Source organism: Paenibacillus dauci, from assembly GCF_000971985.1.
In the GTDB taxonomy this organism is placed as follows: domain Bacteria; phylum Bacillota; class Bacilli; order Paenibacillales; family Paenibacillaceae; genus Saccharibacillus; species Saccharibacillus dauci.
The window spans coordinates 90,629-107,766 of the sequence record NZ_KQ040799.1 but is presented as its reverse complement, the minus strand read 5'-3'; the positions used below and the strand labels follow the sequence as shown (position 1 = coordinate 107,766).

The 17,138-nt window shown below is 47.6% G+C and carries 16 protein-coding genes; 10 read left to right on the top strand and 6 right to left on the bottom strand.

Features of this window, described 5'->3' with window-relative positions:
• Positions 1-8 precede the first annotated feature (8 nt).
• Positions 9-689, top strand: coding sequence for a hypothetical protein (locus WH46_RS03960; protein WP_046225808.1), 681 nt, complete (start codon positions 9-11; stop codon positions 687-689).
• A gap of 227 nt (positions 690-916) precedes the next feature.
• Here WH46_RS03960 and WH46_RS03955 read toward each other — a convergent pair whose 3' ends face one another.
• The 3 genes from WH46_RS03955 to WH46_RS03945 form a co-directional block, all read right to left on the bottom strand.
• Complete coding sequence (locus WH46_RS03955) at positions 917-1,519, bottom strand: nitroreductase family protein (RefSeq protein WP_017812618.1); 603 nt, start codon at positions 1,517-1,519, stop codon at positions 917-919.
• A 320-nt stretch (positions 1,520-1,839) separates the two neighbouring features.
• Positions 1,840-3,642, bottom strand: coding sequence for an oligoendopeptidase F (gene pepF, locus WH46_RS03950; protein ID WP_046225807.1), 1,803 nt, complete (start codon positions 3,640-3,642; stop codon positions 1,840-1,842).
• Between the two features lie 206 nt (positions 3,643-3,848).
• Positions 3,849-4,328 carry a GAF domain-containing protein gene (locus WH46_RS03945; RefSeq protein WP_046225806.1) on the bottom strand — a complete coding sequence of 160 codons (480 nt, stop codon included), beginning with the start codon at positions 4,326-4,328 and terminating at the stop codon, positions 3,849-3,851.
• Positions 4,329-4,689: 361 nt separating this feature from the next.
• On the opposite strand from WH46_RS03945, the gene WH46_RS03940 reads away from it, so the two are divergent.
• From WH46_RS03940 to WH46_RS03925, 4 genes are all read left to right on the top strand, one after another.
• Positions 4,690-5,022 (top strand): hypothetical protein, encoded by a 333-nt coding sequence (locus WH46_RS03940; protein WP_017812621.1) that lies wholly within the window; start codon positions 4,690-4,692, stop codon positions 5,020-5,022.
• A 216-nt stretch (positions 5,023-5,238) separates the two neighbouring features.
• Positions 5,239-5,994 carry an energy-coupling factor transporter transmembrane component T family protein gene (locus WH46_RS03935; protein WP_046225805.1) on the top strand — a complete coding sequence of 252 codons (756 nt, stop codon included), beginning with the start codon at positions 5,239-5,241 and terminating at the stop codon, positions 5,992-5,994.
• 142 nt (positions 5,995-6,136) lie between these two features.
• Positions 6,137-6,739, top strand: a complete 603-nt coding sequence (locus WH46_RS03930) for an ECF transporter S component (protein WP_156172217.1) — start codon at positions 6,137-6,139, stop codon at positions 6,737-6,739.
• 1 nt (position 6,740) lies between these two features.
• Positions 6,741-8,384 carry an ABC transporter ATP-binding protein gene (locus WH46_RS03925; RefSeq protein WP_046225804.1) on the top strand — a complete coding sequence of 548 codons (1,644 nt, stop codon included), beginning with the start codon at positions 6,741-6,743 and terminating at the stop codon, positions 8,382-8,384.
• A gap of 90 nt (positions 8,385-8,474) precedes the next feature.
• Here the strand turns inward: WH46_RS03925 and WH46_RS03920 are convergent, their stop codons facing one another.
• A complete protein-coding gene (locus tag WH46_RS03920) occupies positions 8,475-8,942 on the bottom strand; it encodes a MarR family winged helix-turn-helix transcriptional regulator (RefSeq protein ID WP_017812625.1) in 468 nt (155 codons plus the stop codon).
• Between the two features lie 700 nt (positions 8,943-9,642).
• Between WH46_RS03920 and WH46_RS03915 the strand changes: the two genes are divergently transcribed.
• Positions 9,643-10,545 carry a glycerophosphodiester phosphodiesterase family protein gene (locus tag WH46_RS03915; protein WP_052714108.1) on the top strand — a complete coding sequence of 301 codons (903 nt, stop codon included), beginning with the start codon at positions 9,643-9,645 and terminating at the stop codon, positions 10,543-10,545.
• A gap of 270 nt (positions 10,546-10,815) precedes the next feature.
• Here the strand turns inward: WH46_RS03915 and WH46_RS03910 are convergent, their stop codons facing one another.
• Together WH46_RS03910 and WH46_RS03905 are read right to left on the bottom strand one after the other, a co-directional pair.
• Positions 10,816-11,448 carry a hypothetical protein gene (locus tag WH46_RS03910; RefSeq protein ID WP_046225803.1) on the bottom strand — a complete coding sequence of 211 codons (633 nt, stop codon included), beginning with the start codon at positions 11,446-11,448 and terminating at the stop codon, positions 10,816-10,818.
• Between the two features lie 145 nt (positions 11,449-11,593).
• Positions 11,594-12,865, bottom strand: a complete 1,272-nt coding sequence (locus WH46_RS03905; protein WP_046225802.1) for a BaiN/RdsA family NAD(P)/FAD-dependent oxidoreductase — start codon at positions 12,863-12,865, stop codon at positions 11,594-11,596.
• A gap of 306 nt (positions 12,866-13,171) precedes the next feature.
• On the opposite strand from WH46_RS03905, the gene WH46_RS03900 reads away from it, so the two are divergent.
• The 4 genes from WH46_RS03900 (at position 13,172) to acpS (ending at position 17,134) form a co-directional block, all read left to right on the top strand.
• Positions 13,172-14,869 (top strand): ATP-binding protein, encoded by a 1,698-nt coding sequence (locus WH46_RS03900; RefSeq protein WP_069202830.1) that lies wholly within the window; start codon positions 13,172-13,174, stop codon positions 14,867-14,869.
• Positions 14,870-15,034: 165 nt separating this feature from the next.
• Positions 15,035-15,469 carry a BrxA/BrxB family bacilliredoxin gene (locus tag WH46_RS03895; RefSeq protein ID WP_017812629.1) on the top strand — a complete coding sequence of 145 codons (435 nt, stop codon included), beginning with the start codon at positions 15,035-15,037 and terminating at the stop codon, positions 15,467-15,469.
• 207 nt (positions 15,470-15,676) lie between these two features.
• Positions 15,677-16,483: an ammonia-dependent NAD(+) synthetase gene (gene nadE, locus WH46_RS03890; RefSeq protein WP_046225801.1), complete on the top strand. Its 807-nt coding sequence runs from the start codon at positions 15,677-15,679 to the stop codon at positions 16,481-16,483.
• 249 nt (positions 16,484-16,732) lie between these two features.
• Positions 16,733-17,134: a holo-ACP synthase gene (gene acpS / locus WH46_RS03885; protein WP_017812632.1), complete on the top strand. Its 402-nt coding sequence runs from the start codon at positions 16,733-16,735 to the stop codon at positions 17,132-17,134.
• Positions 17,135-17,138: the final 4 nt, after the last annotated feature.

Genomic DNA, 17,138 nt, shown 5'->3' with positions numbered 1-17,138 from the left:
TTGCCAAGATGATGAAGTCTTTAACAATGAGCGCAGCTGCTGCGCTGCTGCTATCCGGCGTACTAGCAGGCTGCAGCGATACACAGGGAAGTAAAAGTAATGATCCGACTTCTGCCGCACAGAGTGCATCGGAGTCCAAACCGGATGATACCGGACAGGATAACTCGAATCCGCAGACTACGGAAACCGATTATCGTCAGTATTCTTCCGATCCCAACAAAAGCAATCCCGACTCAGACTATAATGTAGTTGGTAAGTATGTAGCGGAGAATGAAGATACCATGACGCTGGATGTGAACGGCAAACAGCTGATCATTCCGAAAAGTAACTCGTATGAGCCAGCATCTGCTTTGCCGCCATCTACAGACCTTCCGGGTCAGCAGATTAGTGTAACCCTGAGTGCGCAAGATGGCAGCATCACTGTTGCCCAGCCTGCTGACAAAGCAGACAATGCGGATAACTCCCAACAGGATATCGTCGGTATGTATGTATCCCAGACCGATACACAGGTAGTTATCAAGCAAGGTGAAAAAGAGATGACTTATACCAAATCCGCTCAATATGAAGCACAAAAAGATCCGGATAATGAAAAGCTGGAAGGTACAACCGTACGTCTGGATCTGGACAAAGACGGCAATGTACTGCGTATTCGTACCCAGTATCAGGATGGCAGTACAGTAGGAGATTGAGTATTCACTAAAATATAGAGTGCTACAGATTCGATATCTATGCAATCTAGACAGTGAACCGGGCAAGGGGACAGATAAGGATCTATTTATAGAAACGAAATGGCCCTACCGGATACTTGATAATATAGAAGAAAAGCATACAAAAGCACCTGCCTTCAGAAGAGAGCAGGTGCTTTTGTATGCTTATTTATAGGAAGCTAATATTGAAAGATTGATTTAACTTTATCTTATTTGAAGAATTTTACGCGTTCTTCAACAGGCTGGTAGGTTTTCTCGCCAGCAGGAGCAGCTGGTTTACCGAAAGGCATTTGTGCAACCATTTGCCATTGAGCAGGGATGTTCCACGTGGATTTTACTTCTTCATCAATAATTGGGTTGTAATGCTGCAATGTAGCACCCAGACCCTCTGCTTCCAGAGCTGTCCAGATCACCAGTTGGAGCATGCCGTTAGCTTGTTGTCCCCACAGCGGGAAGTTATCACGATAAGCTTCGAATTGGTTTTGCAGGTTAGCGATAATGTCGGTATCTTCGAAGAACAGTACAGTTCCGTAGCCGTTTTTGAACATGTTCATTTTGTCGGCAGTGGATTGGAATACCTCTTCGTTGTTCACGATACCGCGCAGTGTCTCGGTCGTAATATCCCACAGACGATCATGCTGTTCGCCCAGCAGTACAACAACACGTGCACTTTGGGAGTTGAAGGAAGATGGTGTATATTTAACAGCTTCTTCAACGATTTGTTGGATTTTGCTGTCTTCGATAGTGGATTCTTTGCTGATCACATAGATAGAGCGGCGGTTCTCAAGAGCTTTCATAAATTCAGTAGACATATTGATTAATCCTCCTCGATTATATGTAAATGTTTGTTACTTACTTTTTTAATGATACTACACATTTTTCATAAATCAACCCCTTTTTCGAAAAAATCTTTATTTAGAGACAAAAAGTGAAAATAAGCAATGGATAAAAGAATAAAAAAATAGGAGAGTATAACAAAAAAACTGATGACTGACACCTCGATAGCCGAATTGACCATAATGCAGCTATAGAGGTAATCAAATCATCAGTTTTCAGGATAGTTATTAAAGCAGCACGTCTGTGTGTAGTCGGCAATCAACAGAGCGATATGACTACTTATGAATCGTGCGAATTACTCGTACAGTGATTCCAGTTCACTGATCAGGGAACCCACATAATCAGCAGCCGTGGAAATAGGCTCGGGACCGGACATATCTACACCAGCCAACTGCATCAGTTCCAGTGGAGGCAGTGATCCGCCTGCTTTGAGTGCAGTGAGCCAGCGATCTACAGCGGGTTGTCCTTCTTCACGAATACGCTGCATGGCTGCTGTCGAAGCGGTCAATCCGGCAGCATACGTATATGGATAGAGTCCCATGTAATAATGAGGCTGACGCATCCAGGTCAGGCGGGCACCTTCATCAATCTCGACGGTGTCTCCCCAGAAGCCGGACAGTACTTCGCCTTTGGTAGCAGACAGCCAGTCTGCCGTAATTGCCTGTCCGTGCATAGCGGCATCGTATACCCGACGCTGAAGCTCGGCTTCCAGCAGATGGGTGACAAAGTTATGGTAATACGTGCTCAGCAGCTGCAAAATAACCCAGCGGCGCAGCTGCTTGTCCTGTGAACTCTTCATAAGGTGATCTGCCAGCAGCAGTTCATTCATGGTAGAAGGAGCTTCGATACAATAGAGTGATGGACGATAGTTGGACAGGCGCTGATTGCGTGCAGCCAGAGTCAGGTGTCCGGCATGTCCCAGTTCATGTGCCAGCGTAAATGCATTGCGCATATTGTCTGCCCATGCCATCAGAATATAGGAGTGCTCCCCATAGATGGAGGCGCAGAAGGCACCGGTTGATTTACCGGCATTATCTGCATAGTCGATCCAGCGGGAAGAGAATGCTTCTTCCATAATATCCATGTATTCCGGTCCCATGATCTGAAGGGCTTCCTTGACCGTATCTGCTGCCTCTGCAAAAGATACAGATGGATTATAGTCCGGGTCCAGCGGCGCTTTGAGATCACAAAATGTCATACGATCCAGTCCCAGCACGCGCTGTTTGAGTCGGGCAAGCCGCTGCATATGCGGTGCCAACTCCTGGAGCAGCACATTGTGGATATTATTGTACATATCGCGTGTGACCTGCTGGGGCTGGAGCAGCATATCGGTGACTGATTCATAGCCGCGCAGACGGGACATTACGATCTGCTTTTTGACTTCGGTGGCATAGGTCTCGGCGATCGTATTGCGATACTGACGCAAGGTCTTGGTAAAGGAAGCAAAAGAACTGCGCCGCAGTTCTGTATCCGGCGATACTTCATAAGCATTCTCATACAGCCGGAAAGAAACGGGCTGCACCTGTCCCTGCTGATCGGCAGCATCGTCAAATGTCATATCTGCAAGCTTGCTGCGCAGATAGATCCGGTAAGGCGCACCGGTCACTTCGCCCAGCGACGCCAGTGTTGCTTCTACATCGGGTGACAGACGGTGCGGACGCGTGTCCAGCAGCAGATTCAGGCTTCGTTCATATACGCCGAGTGCCGGGTATTCAGCGACATATTGATTAATAATGCCTTCGGGCAGATCAAGGATTTCGGAATCAATCCAGGTCAGACGGGCATAGACAGCGGATAGTACATCGCCGGAACGGGCAGCACGGGCAATATTGGCAGGATTGGTTCCGTCCTCGGATTGCTGAAGACCTGCGTAATTGGCAGTTTTCATCGCTTTTTGCATCAAGGATTCTTCTTGTTCCAGACATTCGTATAACGTCCGCGCTGATTCACCCAGGCGCCCTTTGTAAGATTGAATATCTTCGGCAAGCTGCTGCAGAGCACGCAGATCTTTTTCCCAGTCAGATTCTGTTGCATAAAGATCACTTATATTCCAGGTTGAGGAGACAGGGACTTCGGAACGGGTCATTATTTTTGACATACGGTTTATTCCCTCCTGATATTATGTAAAATAAAATGCCATATTTTCATTATAGATGATAAAAATACAAAATAAAATTTGCGCAAGTATGGCATCAGCTGACAACGGACTGGGAAAAATGGAAGCGAAAGCGAGAAACTGGATATAAAAACAGCCCGATTCATCGAAATATGAACCGGACTGTCTGTTATCTGCACAATATTTAATCAGAAGGACTGAACGAGGATCTCGGCAAACTCTTCCAGGAACTTTTGATCTTGTTCATCAAAACGGGATTTGAGCGGGCTGTCGATATCGATCACGCCAATCAGCTCGTCGTCTTTGACCAGTGGAACTACAATCTCGCTGTTGGATGCGGCATCACAGGCGATATGTCCCGGGAATTCATGTACGTCTGCAACAAGCATGGTACGGCGCTCGGCTGCGGATGTACCGCATACCCCTTTGCCCAGCGGAATGCGAATACAAGCCGGCAGACCCTGGAATGGACCAAGTACCAATTCTTTGCCGTCATACAGATAAAAGCCTGCCCAGTTGGTATCGGTCAGGAACTGCTTCAGCAGTGCAGAAGCATTGGACAGATTGGCAATACGATTGGGTTCATCGTGAATAAGGCCTTTGAGCTGGCTGAGTGCCATACTGTACTGTTCTTCACGTGAACCGGAATACGCTATATTTTCAAACATGGGATTCACCTTTTCGATATGAAATTTACAGCCCGACAGACTGTATACATGATGGCTGCATCTGTAGAAATGATCGCAGAACAGCGCATAGGGATAGTATACAGCTCACAGGTCTTTTTGCAAATGAAGATACGGTGTAGTCTATCGCAAAATGGTCGTTTAAGCTTGTAAGGTAAAATTTGGAATAAAGGTTGCTGAATATGTTTACCGGACGGGCGGCAGGGGTAAGTACAGCATGAATACCTTAAGGACAGAAAAGGCTCGATCTGCCGCGGCTATATCCCTGTTTGAACGAACTCTTAGCCAGGAATGGATACACGGCCTTCATACTTAACACATCACTGGAAGGAGAGAAGAGTATATGCACGCGGAGGTACAAAATCTTTTTATTCGAATTCATATGCTGCACCAGGCTACTCAGCATAAACTGACGATCAACGATATGCAGCCGATTCTGGAGAGTCATGGCTATCGTGTAGGGGATCGCGAAGTGAAGCAGGAACTGGAACATCTCACTACCGAGAATATGCTGACTGCCAACGGTGAGGAATACATGATCACCGGTACAGGTATCGGAGAACTCAAGGAAATTCGCAAACGGCTTTCGATGCTGTGCAGTGAAGTGGTCTCTCATCAGAGCGGCAACCTCCCTGAACGTACTCGCTCGGAACAGAAATCGTCTGTCGTCGTCTGATTGCTGGCTACCTATAGGTTCGCCATCTCCTTTCGCAAAAAGAGCGTATCCCGTAATGCATTACGGGGTACGCTCTTTTTGATGAATGGAAACTGGCAGCACCAGGAGTGTATGCAGGGGATTGACTCGGCAGTTGTTTTTCGTCAATATATGAATGTTCCGCTTGCTGGATAAAGTGGCGGATGTGGTGTGGAGAGAAAGGATGGATAGAAATACATGAGTGTAACGAAAAACAAACCGGAGTCCCGTGGATTTCTCTACAGGATCGATCCATTGACCAAGTTGGTTATGCTGCTGTGCATCTCGGTGCTGGCTGTCCATATTGAACATGCACTGCCGCAGCTGCTGTTATTCGCAGTAGTGTGGATTGCCATAGCTATAGGTTCCGGTCAGCTGGTGAGTGGACCACTGATCAGGCTGCTGGCTGCGATAGGTATTCCGTACTTTGGATTGTCCATGCTGTCGGTCAGAGAAGGGGATATCTGGTGGCAATGGGGCGCACTGCAGCTGACTTCCGGAGGACTGGAATATGGCGCGGTGATGACGCTGCGTATTTTTATTCTGTGTCTGACTTCGATAGCGCTATCTGTAACGACCGATTACCGTGAACTGGTAGGCGCGTTGGTGCTGAAATTAAAAGTTCCTTATCGGTTTGCTTATGGACTGGCACTTGCATTGACCTTTTTGCCCCTGCTGCGCGAGGAAGCCCGGCTGGCACTGGCGGCTCGTCGTTTGCGTGGTCAGCGCAAAGCCCGTGGATGGGCCGCACTGCTGCAAACCAAAGACTATATGGGAGCAGTGTTTACCGGTTCGATTCGCCGTATTCAGCATATTGCAGGTGCCATGGAAGCCAAAGGATTCGGAGCCTACCCGGACCGTACCTTTTATCATTCTTTTGTTCTGCCATCATCGGCGCTATATTGGATGAGCGGTAGCATAGCGATCACGATAATGTTGTATATCATCTTGTAAAATAGGGATAAAGGTTGCTGATTATAGTGACAAGGGGAATTCATGTGATCAAAATAACAAATAAAAAATTGACTTATTGTTATTGTTAACCTAAATTATTAATTGTAGTTAACAATGTGGATTTGAGGAGCGAAGTCTAGATATGAGTAATGTAATGAATCGCAGTGTAAATAAGACGCTGCAGTCGTTTACCACCATGGAGATTGTGCTTATGGCGCTGTTGGCTACTGCCAATGCGGTGATGACCATGTACCTGTCCGGGGTGAATCAACTGCTTAGCAGTATCGGTGGTCCGATTATGACGTCCAGTATTACCGGTCTGTATATGATCTACGGACTGCTGGCCTACTATATTATCCGCAAGCCGGGTACAGCTGTAATTACCTATGCACTGGGTGCACTGGTACAATGCTTTGTTGGTACATCCTACGGAATTGCTTCGGCTTTGGCGGCGGCGTTCTGTTATATGGTGGTTGCGGAATTGATCTTCGGACTGCTGCGCTATCGCCGCTGGTCGATGGGTGTAATGATGCTCGTCGGTGGAGCAATGGTACCAATCTGGTTCCTGGTGGCAATCCAGATGTTTGGTTATTCCAAATGGGGGATAACTGTACTGGGCATCGCCATGATCGTACGTATCGCCAGTGGCGTAATTCTGTGCGGAATGCTGACGGTCATTTTTGGCAAAGCGATTGGCAAAACAGGGCTGCTGCGCCGATTCGCAGCCTTCTCGAGAGAACGCTAAAATGCCTACAAAACCTATTCCGTTCGTGCAGCTGAGCGGAGTATCCTATGCTTATGAAGATAGTGATTCTCCTACGCTGGAACAGATTTCACTGGATGTTCAGGCAGGAGAATGGCTGACGATTATCGGCGCTAGCGGCAGTGGCAAATCGACACTTTGCCGGATAATGAACGGCCAGCTGCCCAGGATTGCCGGTGGACAGCGTAAAGGTAATGTACGTATTGATGATATGGACCCGGGTTCGGCAGAGCCGGGTCTGCTGGCGAGCCATATGGGTTCGCTGGGACAGGACCCGGATGCCGAGCTGGTAGTAGGTACGGTAGAAGACGAGATTGCATTTGGACCGGAGAATCTGCGTATTCCGGCAGAGGAAATCGGCCGCCGCATCGATCAATGGACAGAAGCCCTGAATCTGCAACCGATTCGTCATGAATATATACACCAGCTGTCGGGTGGACAGCGTCAGCGTACCGCACTGGCATCCGTCATGTCACTGCAGCCGCAACTGCTTATTCTGGACGAGCCTGCCGCGAGTCTCGATCCGGCGGGCAAACAGGATCTGCTGCATATTATTGAACACTGGCATAGGACCGGAGGGACGCTAATCACTGCATCTGCTCGCTGGGACGAGACGGTTATGAAGTGCAGTCGGGTCGTCATTTTAACCAAAGGACGTATCGTTCTGGAAGGAACACCTGCTGAACTGCTGCTACATCATCGTGAACGATTGGAGCAACTGTATATTTTGCCGCCCGATATTAACCAGGCTGCTGACCAAAAGGCTGCTATACAACCAGCTGATGAACACGCCAATACAGACACGTATGCAGATACTTATGTACATGAGGCAACCGATCTATCTGCTTCTATTGCTTCTGCCGGAATGCAGGAAGATAAGAGTGAATTACGCCGTTCGGAGGGGAATGCGGCTGTACCTTCTGTATCTGGACAGCCTGTCGTAGAGGTTCGCGATCTGACGTACAGCTATTCTAGCGCTCTTCGTCCGGCATTGGCCAATGTACAATTTGCTCTGTATCCGGGAGAAATGGTACTGCTCTGCGGTGTCAACGGCTCTGGCAAAACTACATTAACCCGTCTGCTGTCAGGTCTATTGCAGCCGCCGGTACAAAGTATTTATCGTAATGGTAAGGATACAGCCCGGCAATCCATCTACGACCGGGCTGCAGATACCGGTTATGTATTCCAGCATCCGGATCATCAATGGGTAGCTGCCACCGTCTGGGAGGAGTGTGTCTATGGGATCCGCGCACATCTGAATCTGCGTCCACGCGATAGGTTGCCCGATTTATACGAGAAGGAAGCGGAAGACATGCTGAGATTTGCAGGATTGCTGGAGCGGCGTGATGATTCGCCGTACAGCCTCGGTGGAGGGCAGAAGCGTCTGCTGGCAGCAGTATGCCAGTTCTTACTGCCACGTCCGCTGTACATCCTTGACGAACCGGGTTCGGCAGCCGATTACTTTACCATAGACCGTCTGCTCTATTTATGCCGCAGAGCGGTGAGTCAAGGAGCTGCTCTGCTGATTGTGACTCATGAGCCGGAGTTGTTCGCAGCGCCTGAAGTTCGTAAGCTTACGCTGGAACAAGGACGATTGATTGAAGATACCTATTCGTCATCTCGCTAATATAAAAAGCCATTTCCGTTTCCCGGCCTGTATGACGGCTAGTGAAACAGAAATGGCTTTTTTGGATATCCTGAAGTGTTGCGTAAATGCTTACTTACGCGCAGCAGGGGACAGACGCTCAGCTTCCATACCCAGTTTTTTGAGCAAATAGATCAGCTGTTCCTTTTCTTGCATATTCAAACCACCCAGCGCATAGCTGAGACGCTCTTCATATTTGGGATAGATTTCATCCATCATATTGCGTCCGCGATCGGTCAGTTCGGCATAGATTACACGACGATCGGTAGGGCATGGATGTCGGCGCAGAAGTCCGCCATGCTCTAATTTGTCGATAACATAGGTTACATTGCCGCTCTGCAGCAGCAGTTTGGCTCCGATTTGTTGAATAGGCTGTGCACCTTTGAAATATAATACTTCCATGACGGAAAAGGCAGTAGAGTTGAAGCCTTCGATTTTGCTTCCGGCGACAGCATGTTCACTTAAACTTTTGAAGGCCTTGGCGAAAACACGGTATAGATGCATGGATTGTTCGGTATTGTTCAGAGACATATTAATCATAATACAGTCACCCTTTCTGATGATGAGTTCTATAGAATCTATTGGTTAAAGTGATAAAAGCGGAACGTTAATCTAGTTTTATCTTATATCCATTTAAATTAGAAGAATATGTGATTTGTCACAATGCCGGGCATTTTAAATATTAAATTTAAATCTTAAATTGCATTTATGTAGAGAGACTGAGAGAACGCAAAAGCGTAAGTAGAGGGTGTGGATAACTATTTTTTTACAATTATAAGATAAAAAACTGGAAATAGCTGGATTCCAATCTGTGTACTTTTTGTGGATAAGTGGATAGAATTTGTGGATAACGTTGTGTATAAATAAACACTTTTGATGAAGAGGTGTTTTTTATGAATATTTTACTCAAAATATGCAAGGTATTTATAAAAAACGGCGAAAATCAAGTATTTGCTCTTTTAACGATCTGCATAATTATATTTGCCTGTGTATAGAATGGCAGGAATTTACTGAAATCTATCCTCAGGCTGTGTATAACATGTTGATAACTTGGGGGTAAGCAGTTGATATCTAGTCCTAATTTGTGCATAGACTGTTGGTAACTGTTTTGAAGCTTTTACATAGAGATTGCACAAATATCCATTCCCGTTAACGCTGGAGCGGTAGAGTAATAGAAAGTCATTTGCCAACAATTACCTTTAAGGATATGAGTGAATATATGAACCGGAGACTAAATGCGATGAGAGATGATTCCGTGACGATCTGGCGTGAAGAGTATAGACCTGTAATTGAAGAGATTATGGCCAGTTTTCTCGACAGCCGTGGACGGATGATGGTCGCTGCACACCGTGGTAACTGGAAGCAGGCACCCGAAAATTCGCTGGCAGCGATTCAGTATTCAATTGTAGCCGGGGCAGATATGATCGAGATTGATGTACATCGTACATCCGATGGTGCTCTGGTGCTGCTGCACGATGAGACTGTAGACCGGATGACAGAGGGTACAGGCCGGATAGCCGATATGACGATTGCCGAGCTGCGAAGTCTTCGTTTGCGTCAGTATCAGGGCGGCCCTTGCCAGCCGCTGACCAATTATACAATCCCTACTCTGGAAGAAGCGCTGATCCTGATTCGCGGCAAAGCGATGCTTAATCTGGATAAATGCTGGGAGTTTCGCGAAGAAGTCTATGCAGCACTGCTGCGTACCGATACGGTGGATCATGCCCTGTTCAAAAGCAGCGCCTCTCCGGAAGAGGTGCGATATTTTTTGCAGGATAAAATAAAACCGCCGCTATATATGCATATTCTCGATTCATCCAACGAATCGCTAGTACACCATCTGGAGCAGCTGTTTGAACAGGTACGTCCGCAGGCGGTGGAGATCTGCTTTGATAAAGAAGACAGCGCTCTGATCCATCCGATGGTACTGCAGACCATTATCGATCAGGATTGCCGGCTGTGGGTGAATACGATGTGGGATTCACTATGTGGAGGACATACCGATGGAGCGTCACTGATCGATCCCGAGCAAGGCTGGCAGTGGCACCAGCAGCGGGGATTCAATATAATCCAGACCGATTATACCGAAGCGCTGATCCGTTATCTGAATGAACAGCATGGAGCGTATGGGTGGCTGGGATAGCATGCTGCTGACTAGGTAAAATGCTGACTAGGTAAGATTCCGAAATACAGTAGGAACACAGCAGATTTCCTGCCTGAAAAAGGTAGGGTGACCAGCCGTTATACAGCCAACAGCAAAAGCCCTTTGCCTATCTTATGCAAAGGGCTTTGTGATGAACCATAAACGGATACTGCACTTTGTCATTCAGGCAGAATTCAGCCTGTTTTCCCTGCGTGATCGGGGGAAGTAAAACAGCCGGTATTTATACCGGATTCGCGTATTGCCGATGAACTAATCAGCTGTCGCCGGATAATCAATTTCTTCGATATCTTCTTCCAGATCGCCGAATTCCAGTTCTGGATTCAGCTGTGCTATCAGAGCAGATGTCAGCGGCTCTCCGGCAAAAATCTGGTGTACCGCTTCCGGATGAACTTCGGTCTCGGTGTAATCTGATGCCCACTCACGATAATACGATGCTCCTCCCCATAATGCCTGCAGCAGTGAACACTGCTGCTCGGTATAAGCTTGATCAGATAACCAGCGATTCTCACTATACAGGTACCAGAGACAGAACGTCGTCTGTTCACCCATAAATGCCGGTTCCTGCAAAAACTCAACAACAGCAGCGGGCAGGGGATCTACAGATTGGGCTTTTGACAACATGAGACCCGAAGCAGCTTGTTCGGCGTCATATCCTTTGATCATCAGTCCGTCACGGGTGAACAGCGCAAAATAATGACTGCCTTCCCCGTCACGCATAGATGCCATTTCTTCACCTTCTGCCCATACCGAATTAAAGGAGTAATAACGATACTCCCATTCCGGTATCAAAACGGCATCCAGCATGGCGATCGACCTGAATATACGACGACATTCTTCTATAGAAGGAAGACGGTTTATCCAGGGAGTCTGCGGCTCGTTCATAAGAATGCTTACCTGCCTTTCGTTTGCCCGATAATCAAATTCCGATTGGCGGTGTGTATAAGGATAGGGCAGCCGGTACAGGAGTCATAGAGGAGTTATACAGGCATTCACTGATCAACTACCGTACCAGTTGCGCATGAAAAGATTATTTCTGATATTGCAGCGATGCAGCCGCACTTTGACCGGCTGTATGCCCGGTTGTAAAAGCGGCGGTAATATTGTAACCGCCGGTATAACCGTGAATATCCAGCACTTCTCCACAGAAATACAGTCCCTGCGTCATTTTGGATTCCATCGTCTGCGGATTGATTTCCTTGAGATTCACACCGCCGCCGGTTACAAAGGCTTCCTTGAGTGACAGTGTACCATTGGCTGCAATCGGGAACTGCTTGATCAGGCGAGCCATGTCCATCCATTGCTGTCTTGGAATATTATGATAAGTCAGATCTTCGGGCAGACCCGCGCGCTGCAGAATGAGCGGGATCAGCCGCTCGGGAATATAACCTTTGAGCACATTTTTGATGGCTTTTTTGGATTCCTGTTCAGCGATCTGCAGGGTCTCCCGGTAGATGTCATCGGCTGTCTTGTCCGGGAAAATATCCAGAGTAATCTGTACCGAAGTGACCGGGAACTTTTTGAGTGCTTTGACGACATACTGGCTGCATCGCAGAGCCGCCGGGCCGGAAATACCAAAGTGGGTAAACAGCATGTCGCCATCATGGGTGACCAGCTTTTTACCTTTGGGATTCCATACCGTCAGGCTGATATCACGCAGGGACAATCCCTGCAGTTCCTTGCTCTGGATAAAGGATTCCGGTGAGGTGATTGGCACCTCGGTCGGATACAGCTCGGTAATAGTATGACCCGCCTGTTCCGCCCATGGATAGCCGTCTCCTTCGGAGCCGGTCTGGGGAACAGATTTGCCGCCTACGGCAATAATCACTGCACGGCTGCGGATGACTTCGCCGGAGCGCAGACGTATACCGTATACCTGTCCATCTTCGTATAATACTTCTGCTACTGGACTGTTCACCCGGATATCCACGCCCTGGGCGCGCACCCGATTTACCAGTGCATCCACAACCGTTTTGGCTTTGTCCGTAACCGGGAACATACGCCCATTATCTTCTTCCTTGAGGGCAATACCCATATCTTCAAAGAAACGCATAATATCCGTATTGCTGAATTTGGCGAGAGCACTGTGCAGAAATCGTCCATTACCGGGAATGTATTTGATCAGCTCGTCAATTTCTTTGGCATTGGTTACATTGCAGCGACCGCCGCCGGAAATCCCCAGCTTGCGTCCCAATTTGTTGCCTTTATCCACCAGCAGTACGCTGGCACCGTCTTCGCTGGCAGCTACACTGGCCATCAGACCTGCAGAGCCGCCGCCTATTACAATAATATCGTATTTCAAATGGTATCTTTCCTTTTTATCTGATGTCATAACTTACTATTTTAATATACCATTAATACAGGATGAAAAACGGCTAATCTTCAAGGTTTTCGGCAGTTTCGGCATCTCGTTGCAAAGGAAAAGGCCGGAGCGCAACGATTCTGTTTATAATTGGTATTATTAGGGGTATTGTATAAGTGGTTTGAAAATGCTGGGTCAACATACTATATATTGTAATGTTTGGCTTGCTATGCTTTAATCGAATTACGACAGAGAGAGAGGGAGGGGCACATCATTATTATTGCAGTGAAGGAAATCCTGCTGCAAATGCTGGCTGTAGGATCTGCCGTGTTTTTGTTCTCGAACATCGTGGAACGCAGCGGCGATGATTCCCTGCACAGTGTACGATTGACCTGGCGGGGATATTCCCCGATTCTTGTGCTCTCGTCTGCGTTCAGCATTGTAATTTGCTGGATACTCTCTATTTATAGTGCAATTACGCTTGAGATTCAGATGAGTCTGGTAGCTATGGTCATTGGAGTGCTCTACATAGGAGCCGGGCGTGGATTTTTACTGCTTGTTCTGGAGACGCTTATGTACCTTATGTTCGGATCGGGCAGTGGAGCCATTGACTTTCTCGTCCATAGTGGTGTGTTATTATATCCTGCAGCTGCCTTATGTTCACCTCTATTTCTTCGATCTTCCATTCGGCAAAAACGATTTATTACGGCGCTGCTTATTTTATTAAGTGCTGCCCTGACCATGCTGGCTGCCGGCTTGCGTATGAGACTGCATAATTTGGATACCATGACCTGGTGGGTGATTCTATTTATTGTAGGCGCTGCAATTGTTGCTGGTAGTTATTCGATCCAGGCGATAGAACGCATCATGGAACGCAAGCAGCTGAACCAGCAAATGCTGAATCTGTCCAACCGTGTCATTACGGAAGCGGAGAAGCTGCGTCAGATTATGAATGTAGCGCCCATGATGATTACATCTATTGATGCAGATGGCCAGATTACGGCGATTAACGAGAATGCCCTGCAGATTCTTCGGCGATCGGTGCCGGATATTACACGCGAGACAGCGCTTGGTATTAACCTGTTACAGCTGGATGTCAAGACGATCACTTCTGGATTGCAGCAGACGATAGATATTATTCGTCGTTTGCCGGAAGAACAGCATGTTCATAATGAACTGATGCGTCTGGAGTATGGAACCTTCTATATCAGTATAGCGCCGATTCACCAATTACCGGATCATAGTCTGACTGGTACAGTCATTATCGCTCAGGATATTACGGAGGTAGAACGATTGCGAAATGAACTGAGCCATGTTGAACAGCTCAGTCTGGTTGGCAAGATGGCTGCGAGTATTACGCATGAGATCCGTAACCCGATGGCTGTCGTTCGCGGTTTTCTCCAATTGATGCGTGAGAAAAGTCCATCGTCTCTTGATCATTACTATCTGATTGTAATGGATGAACTGGATCGTGCGAACAGCATTATCAATGACTTTCTGTCCCTGGCGCAGAATCGAATCGTGGAAAAGCAGCTCTACAGTCTGCATTCCATTATCGAGGAACTGCTGCCCCTGTTATGGGCCGATGCTAACCTGCGTGGACAGTCAATTACCTTTATCCCCGGTCAAAATGTGCCACGTCTGGACCTGAACTCCAAAGAGATCAAACAGCTGATTCTCAATCTGGCACGCAATGGCATGGAAGCGATGGAGGATAAGGGCGAATTGGTTATCGAGACAGAAGCTACGGCCAGCGAGGTCATTATGCGTATCCGTGATACCGGACCGGGCATCCCGCAGGAGAAGCTGGACAAGTTGTTCGAGCCTTTTTATACAACCAAGTCCAAAGGAACGGGACTGGGACTATCCCTGTGCCTCAGTATTGTGGAGCGTCACCAGGGGCGTATCGTAGTCGATTCGGTAGAGGGGGAAGGAACGACTTTTTCTGTTATTTTCTCTCATGCTTTTGGATCAAAGGAAACGGAGCCGGAAGAGCCAAGCTGACAATTACGACTGTTCTCTGATAAAGAGAATAGCAAGGTTCGTAGTCCATGAATTTGAATGTATATTTCAGAAAATTTCGCAGGAATCCCGTTCTGTTCATTGGTATTATCGGGCAACCTGTGTATAATATAAGTTAATGCTTATTAAAAGTAAGGAGTGAATAAGATGTCCATGTCATTTGATCAATATATGAGAGATATGGTTCAGCCGATGCGTGACGAGCTGACCAGCATTGGAATTACCGAGCTGCGCACACCTGAAGAGGTAGAAGCGAGCCTGGATAATGCTTCCGGTACATCACTGGTTGTTATCAACTCCGTCTGCGGATGCGCAGCTGGACAATGTCGTCCGGGTGTTGCCCATGCCCTGCAGGGTAGCGTGAAGCCGGATCATCTGTATACAGTATTCGCTGGTCAGGACAAAGAAGCCACTGCCAAAGCGCGTGAGTACTTTGCTCCATTCCCACCATCTTCCCCGTCGATTGCACTGCTCAAAGACGGCGAACTGGTTCATTTTATCGAGCGTCATCAGATCGAGAATCATTCGGCTGAAGATATTGCAGCAGCACTGAACGATGCTTTCGAGAAGTACTGCCAGTAATCATACGCCTATTGTAATGAACATCCTGCACCTGTCACCTTATGTGATGGTTGCAGGATGTTTGTGTTTTGGGTATATATAAATAGAATGAATGCTGTGCTGGTGATATCACCAGGTGATACCCTGCTGCAGATTGTCATTTTAGTGCAGACAGGATCAGTACAGCCGCAGGACAGATCAGAATAGTCGAAGGAGTGGATGACGAATATGAGTATGCAGCAGCAAATTATTGATGACCTGAAAGTACAACCTACAATCGAACCGGACGCGGAGATTCGCAAACGTGTGGATTTCCTCAAGTCCTACATTGAGAAATCCGGTTCCAACGGACTTCTGATTGCGATCAGCGGCGGAATCGACAGCGCAGTCGCTGCCGGACTGTGCAAGCGCGCAACAGACGAGCTCAGTGAATCAACTGGCAAGGAATACAAAACGGTTGGTGTGTTCCAGCCATACGGTTCCCAGGTCGATATTCATGACAGCTATGCAACTGCTGAAGCTTTTGACATGAAGTACAAAGTCGAGACCAATGTACAAAAAGGCGTAGATGCGATCGAAGAAATCGTGAACAGCGTGATGCCGCAGCTGGAGCAGGAAGCTATTACTCCACAGGCCAAAGGGAATATCAAAGCCAGAACACGTATGGTAGTTCAATACGGTATCGCCAATGCACTGAATCTGCTGGTCGTTGGTACAGATCATGCCTCCGAAGCGATCACGGGCTTCTTTACCAAATACGGTGATGGAGCAGTCGACATTACACCACTGAGCAGCCTGAACAAACGTCAGGTACGTCAGCTGGCGTCTCATCTGGGCGTGCCTCAGTCTATTCTGGACAAAGCTCCTACAGCAGGTCTGTGGGAAAATCAGACGGATGAGACTGAACTTGGTATCAGCTATGCCGACAACAGTGACTACCTGGAAGGCAAAACTATTGCTCCGGCAGTAGCGGAAAAATTGGAGTCGTATTACAAGCGTACAGCACACAAGCGCGATCCGATTCCAGGTATTTGATATCTTTATCCAATAGACTGCTATAAGCTGCTGTAAGGCAGGAAGTTATCTGAAGATCAGGCAGCCTATGGTGTTGTAAAATGAAATAAAAGAATTACAAGATCCAAAGGGGACAGCCTTATCCATCGTGGGAGGGCTGTCCTTTTTGATGGAAAAAGAAGACTTGGATGAATACATCCGATACTGGAGATTTATCCCGTAACCTCTGTTACAATAAAGAAATCCAATCATGCAGGAGGTAGAGCAACCTTGATCTATGGAGTCGGGCATGATGTACTTGAGATCAAACGGCTGTCCATTCTGATCAGCGGTCCACAGGGAGAGAAATTCATGAACCGTGTGCTGACAGAGCAGGAACTCGCCATCTCCAGAACTAAAGGCGCCAAGTTAAATGAATTCGTCGCCGGTCGCTTCGCTGCGAAGGAAGCGATCACCAAAGCTTTTGGCTGCGGAATTGGTCGAACGATTAATTTTACCGATATGGAAATACTGCCGGATGCCCTTGGCAAACCGGTCGTCCAGCTGTCTCAGGCCGCCTGGGACAGGCTTGATCTGGAAGGTGGAGCGGCAGCCTATCATGTACATTTGAGCATTTCGCATCAGACAGAGATTGCTTCGGCATTCGCTGTCGTAGAGAGAATACAGGCTTAACAAG

Excerpts from the sequence above, each read along its gene's own strand:
- WH46_RS03960 (WP_046225808.1), top strand. The coding sequence starts at position 9 with ATGATGAAGTCTTTAACAATGAGCGCAGCTGCTGCGCTGCTGCTATCC.
- WH46_RS03955 (WP_017812618.1), bottom strand. The coding sequence starts at position 1,519 with ATGTCTACTGAATTTATGAAAGCTCTTGAGAACCGCCGCTCTATCTAT.
- pepF (WP_046225807.1), bottom strand. The coding sequence starts at position 3,642 with ATGTCAAAAATAATGACCCGTTCCGAAGTCCCTGTCTCCTCAACCTGG.
- WH46_RS03945 (WP_046225806.1), bottom strand. The coding sequence starts at position 4,328 with ATGTTTGAAAATATAGCGTATTCCGGTTCACGTGAAGAACAGTACAGT.
- WH46_RS03940 (WP_017812621.1), top strand. The coding sequence starts at position 4,690 with ATGCACGCGGAGGTACAAAATCTTTTTATTCGAATTCATATGCTGCAC.
- WH46_RS03935 (WP_046225805.1), top strand. The coding sequence starts at position 5,239 with ATGAGTGTAACGAAAAACAAACCGGAGTCCCGTGGATTTCTCTACAGG.
- WH46_RS03930 (WP_156172217.1), top strand. The coding sequence starts at position 6,137 with ATGAGTAATGTAATGAATCGCAGTGTAAATAAGACGCTGCAGTCGTTT.
- WH46_RS03925 (WP_046225804.1), top strand. The coding sequence starts at position 6,741 with ATGCCTACAAAACCTATTCCGTTCGTGCAGCTGAGCGGAGTATCCTAT.
- WH46_RS03920 (WP_017812625.1), bottom strand. The coding sequence starts at position 8,942 with ATGATTAATATGTCTCTGAACAATACCGAACAATCCATGCATCTATAC.
- WH46_RS03915 (WP_052714108.1), top strand. The coding sequence starts at position 9,643 with ATGAGAGATGATTCCGTGACGATCTGGCGTGAAGAGTATAGACCTGTA.
- WH46_RS03910 (WP_046225803.1), bottom strand. The coding sequence starts at position 11,448 with ATGAACGAGCCGCAGACTCCCTGGATAAACCGTCTTCCTTCTATAGAA.
- WH46_RS03900 (WP_069202830.1), top strand. The coding sequence starts at position 13,172 with ATGCTGGCTGTAGGATCTGCCGTGTTTTTGTTCTCGAACATCGTGGAA.
- WH46_RS03895 (WP_017812629.1), top strand. The coding sequence starts at position 15,035 with ATGTCCATGTCATTTGATCAATATATGAGAGATATGGTTCAGCCGATG.
- nadE (WP_046225801.1), top strand. The coding sequence starts at position 15,677 with ATGAGTATGCAGCAGCAAATTATTGATGACCTGAAAGTACAACCTACA.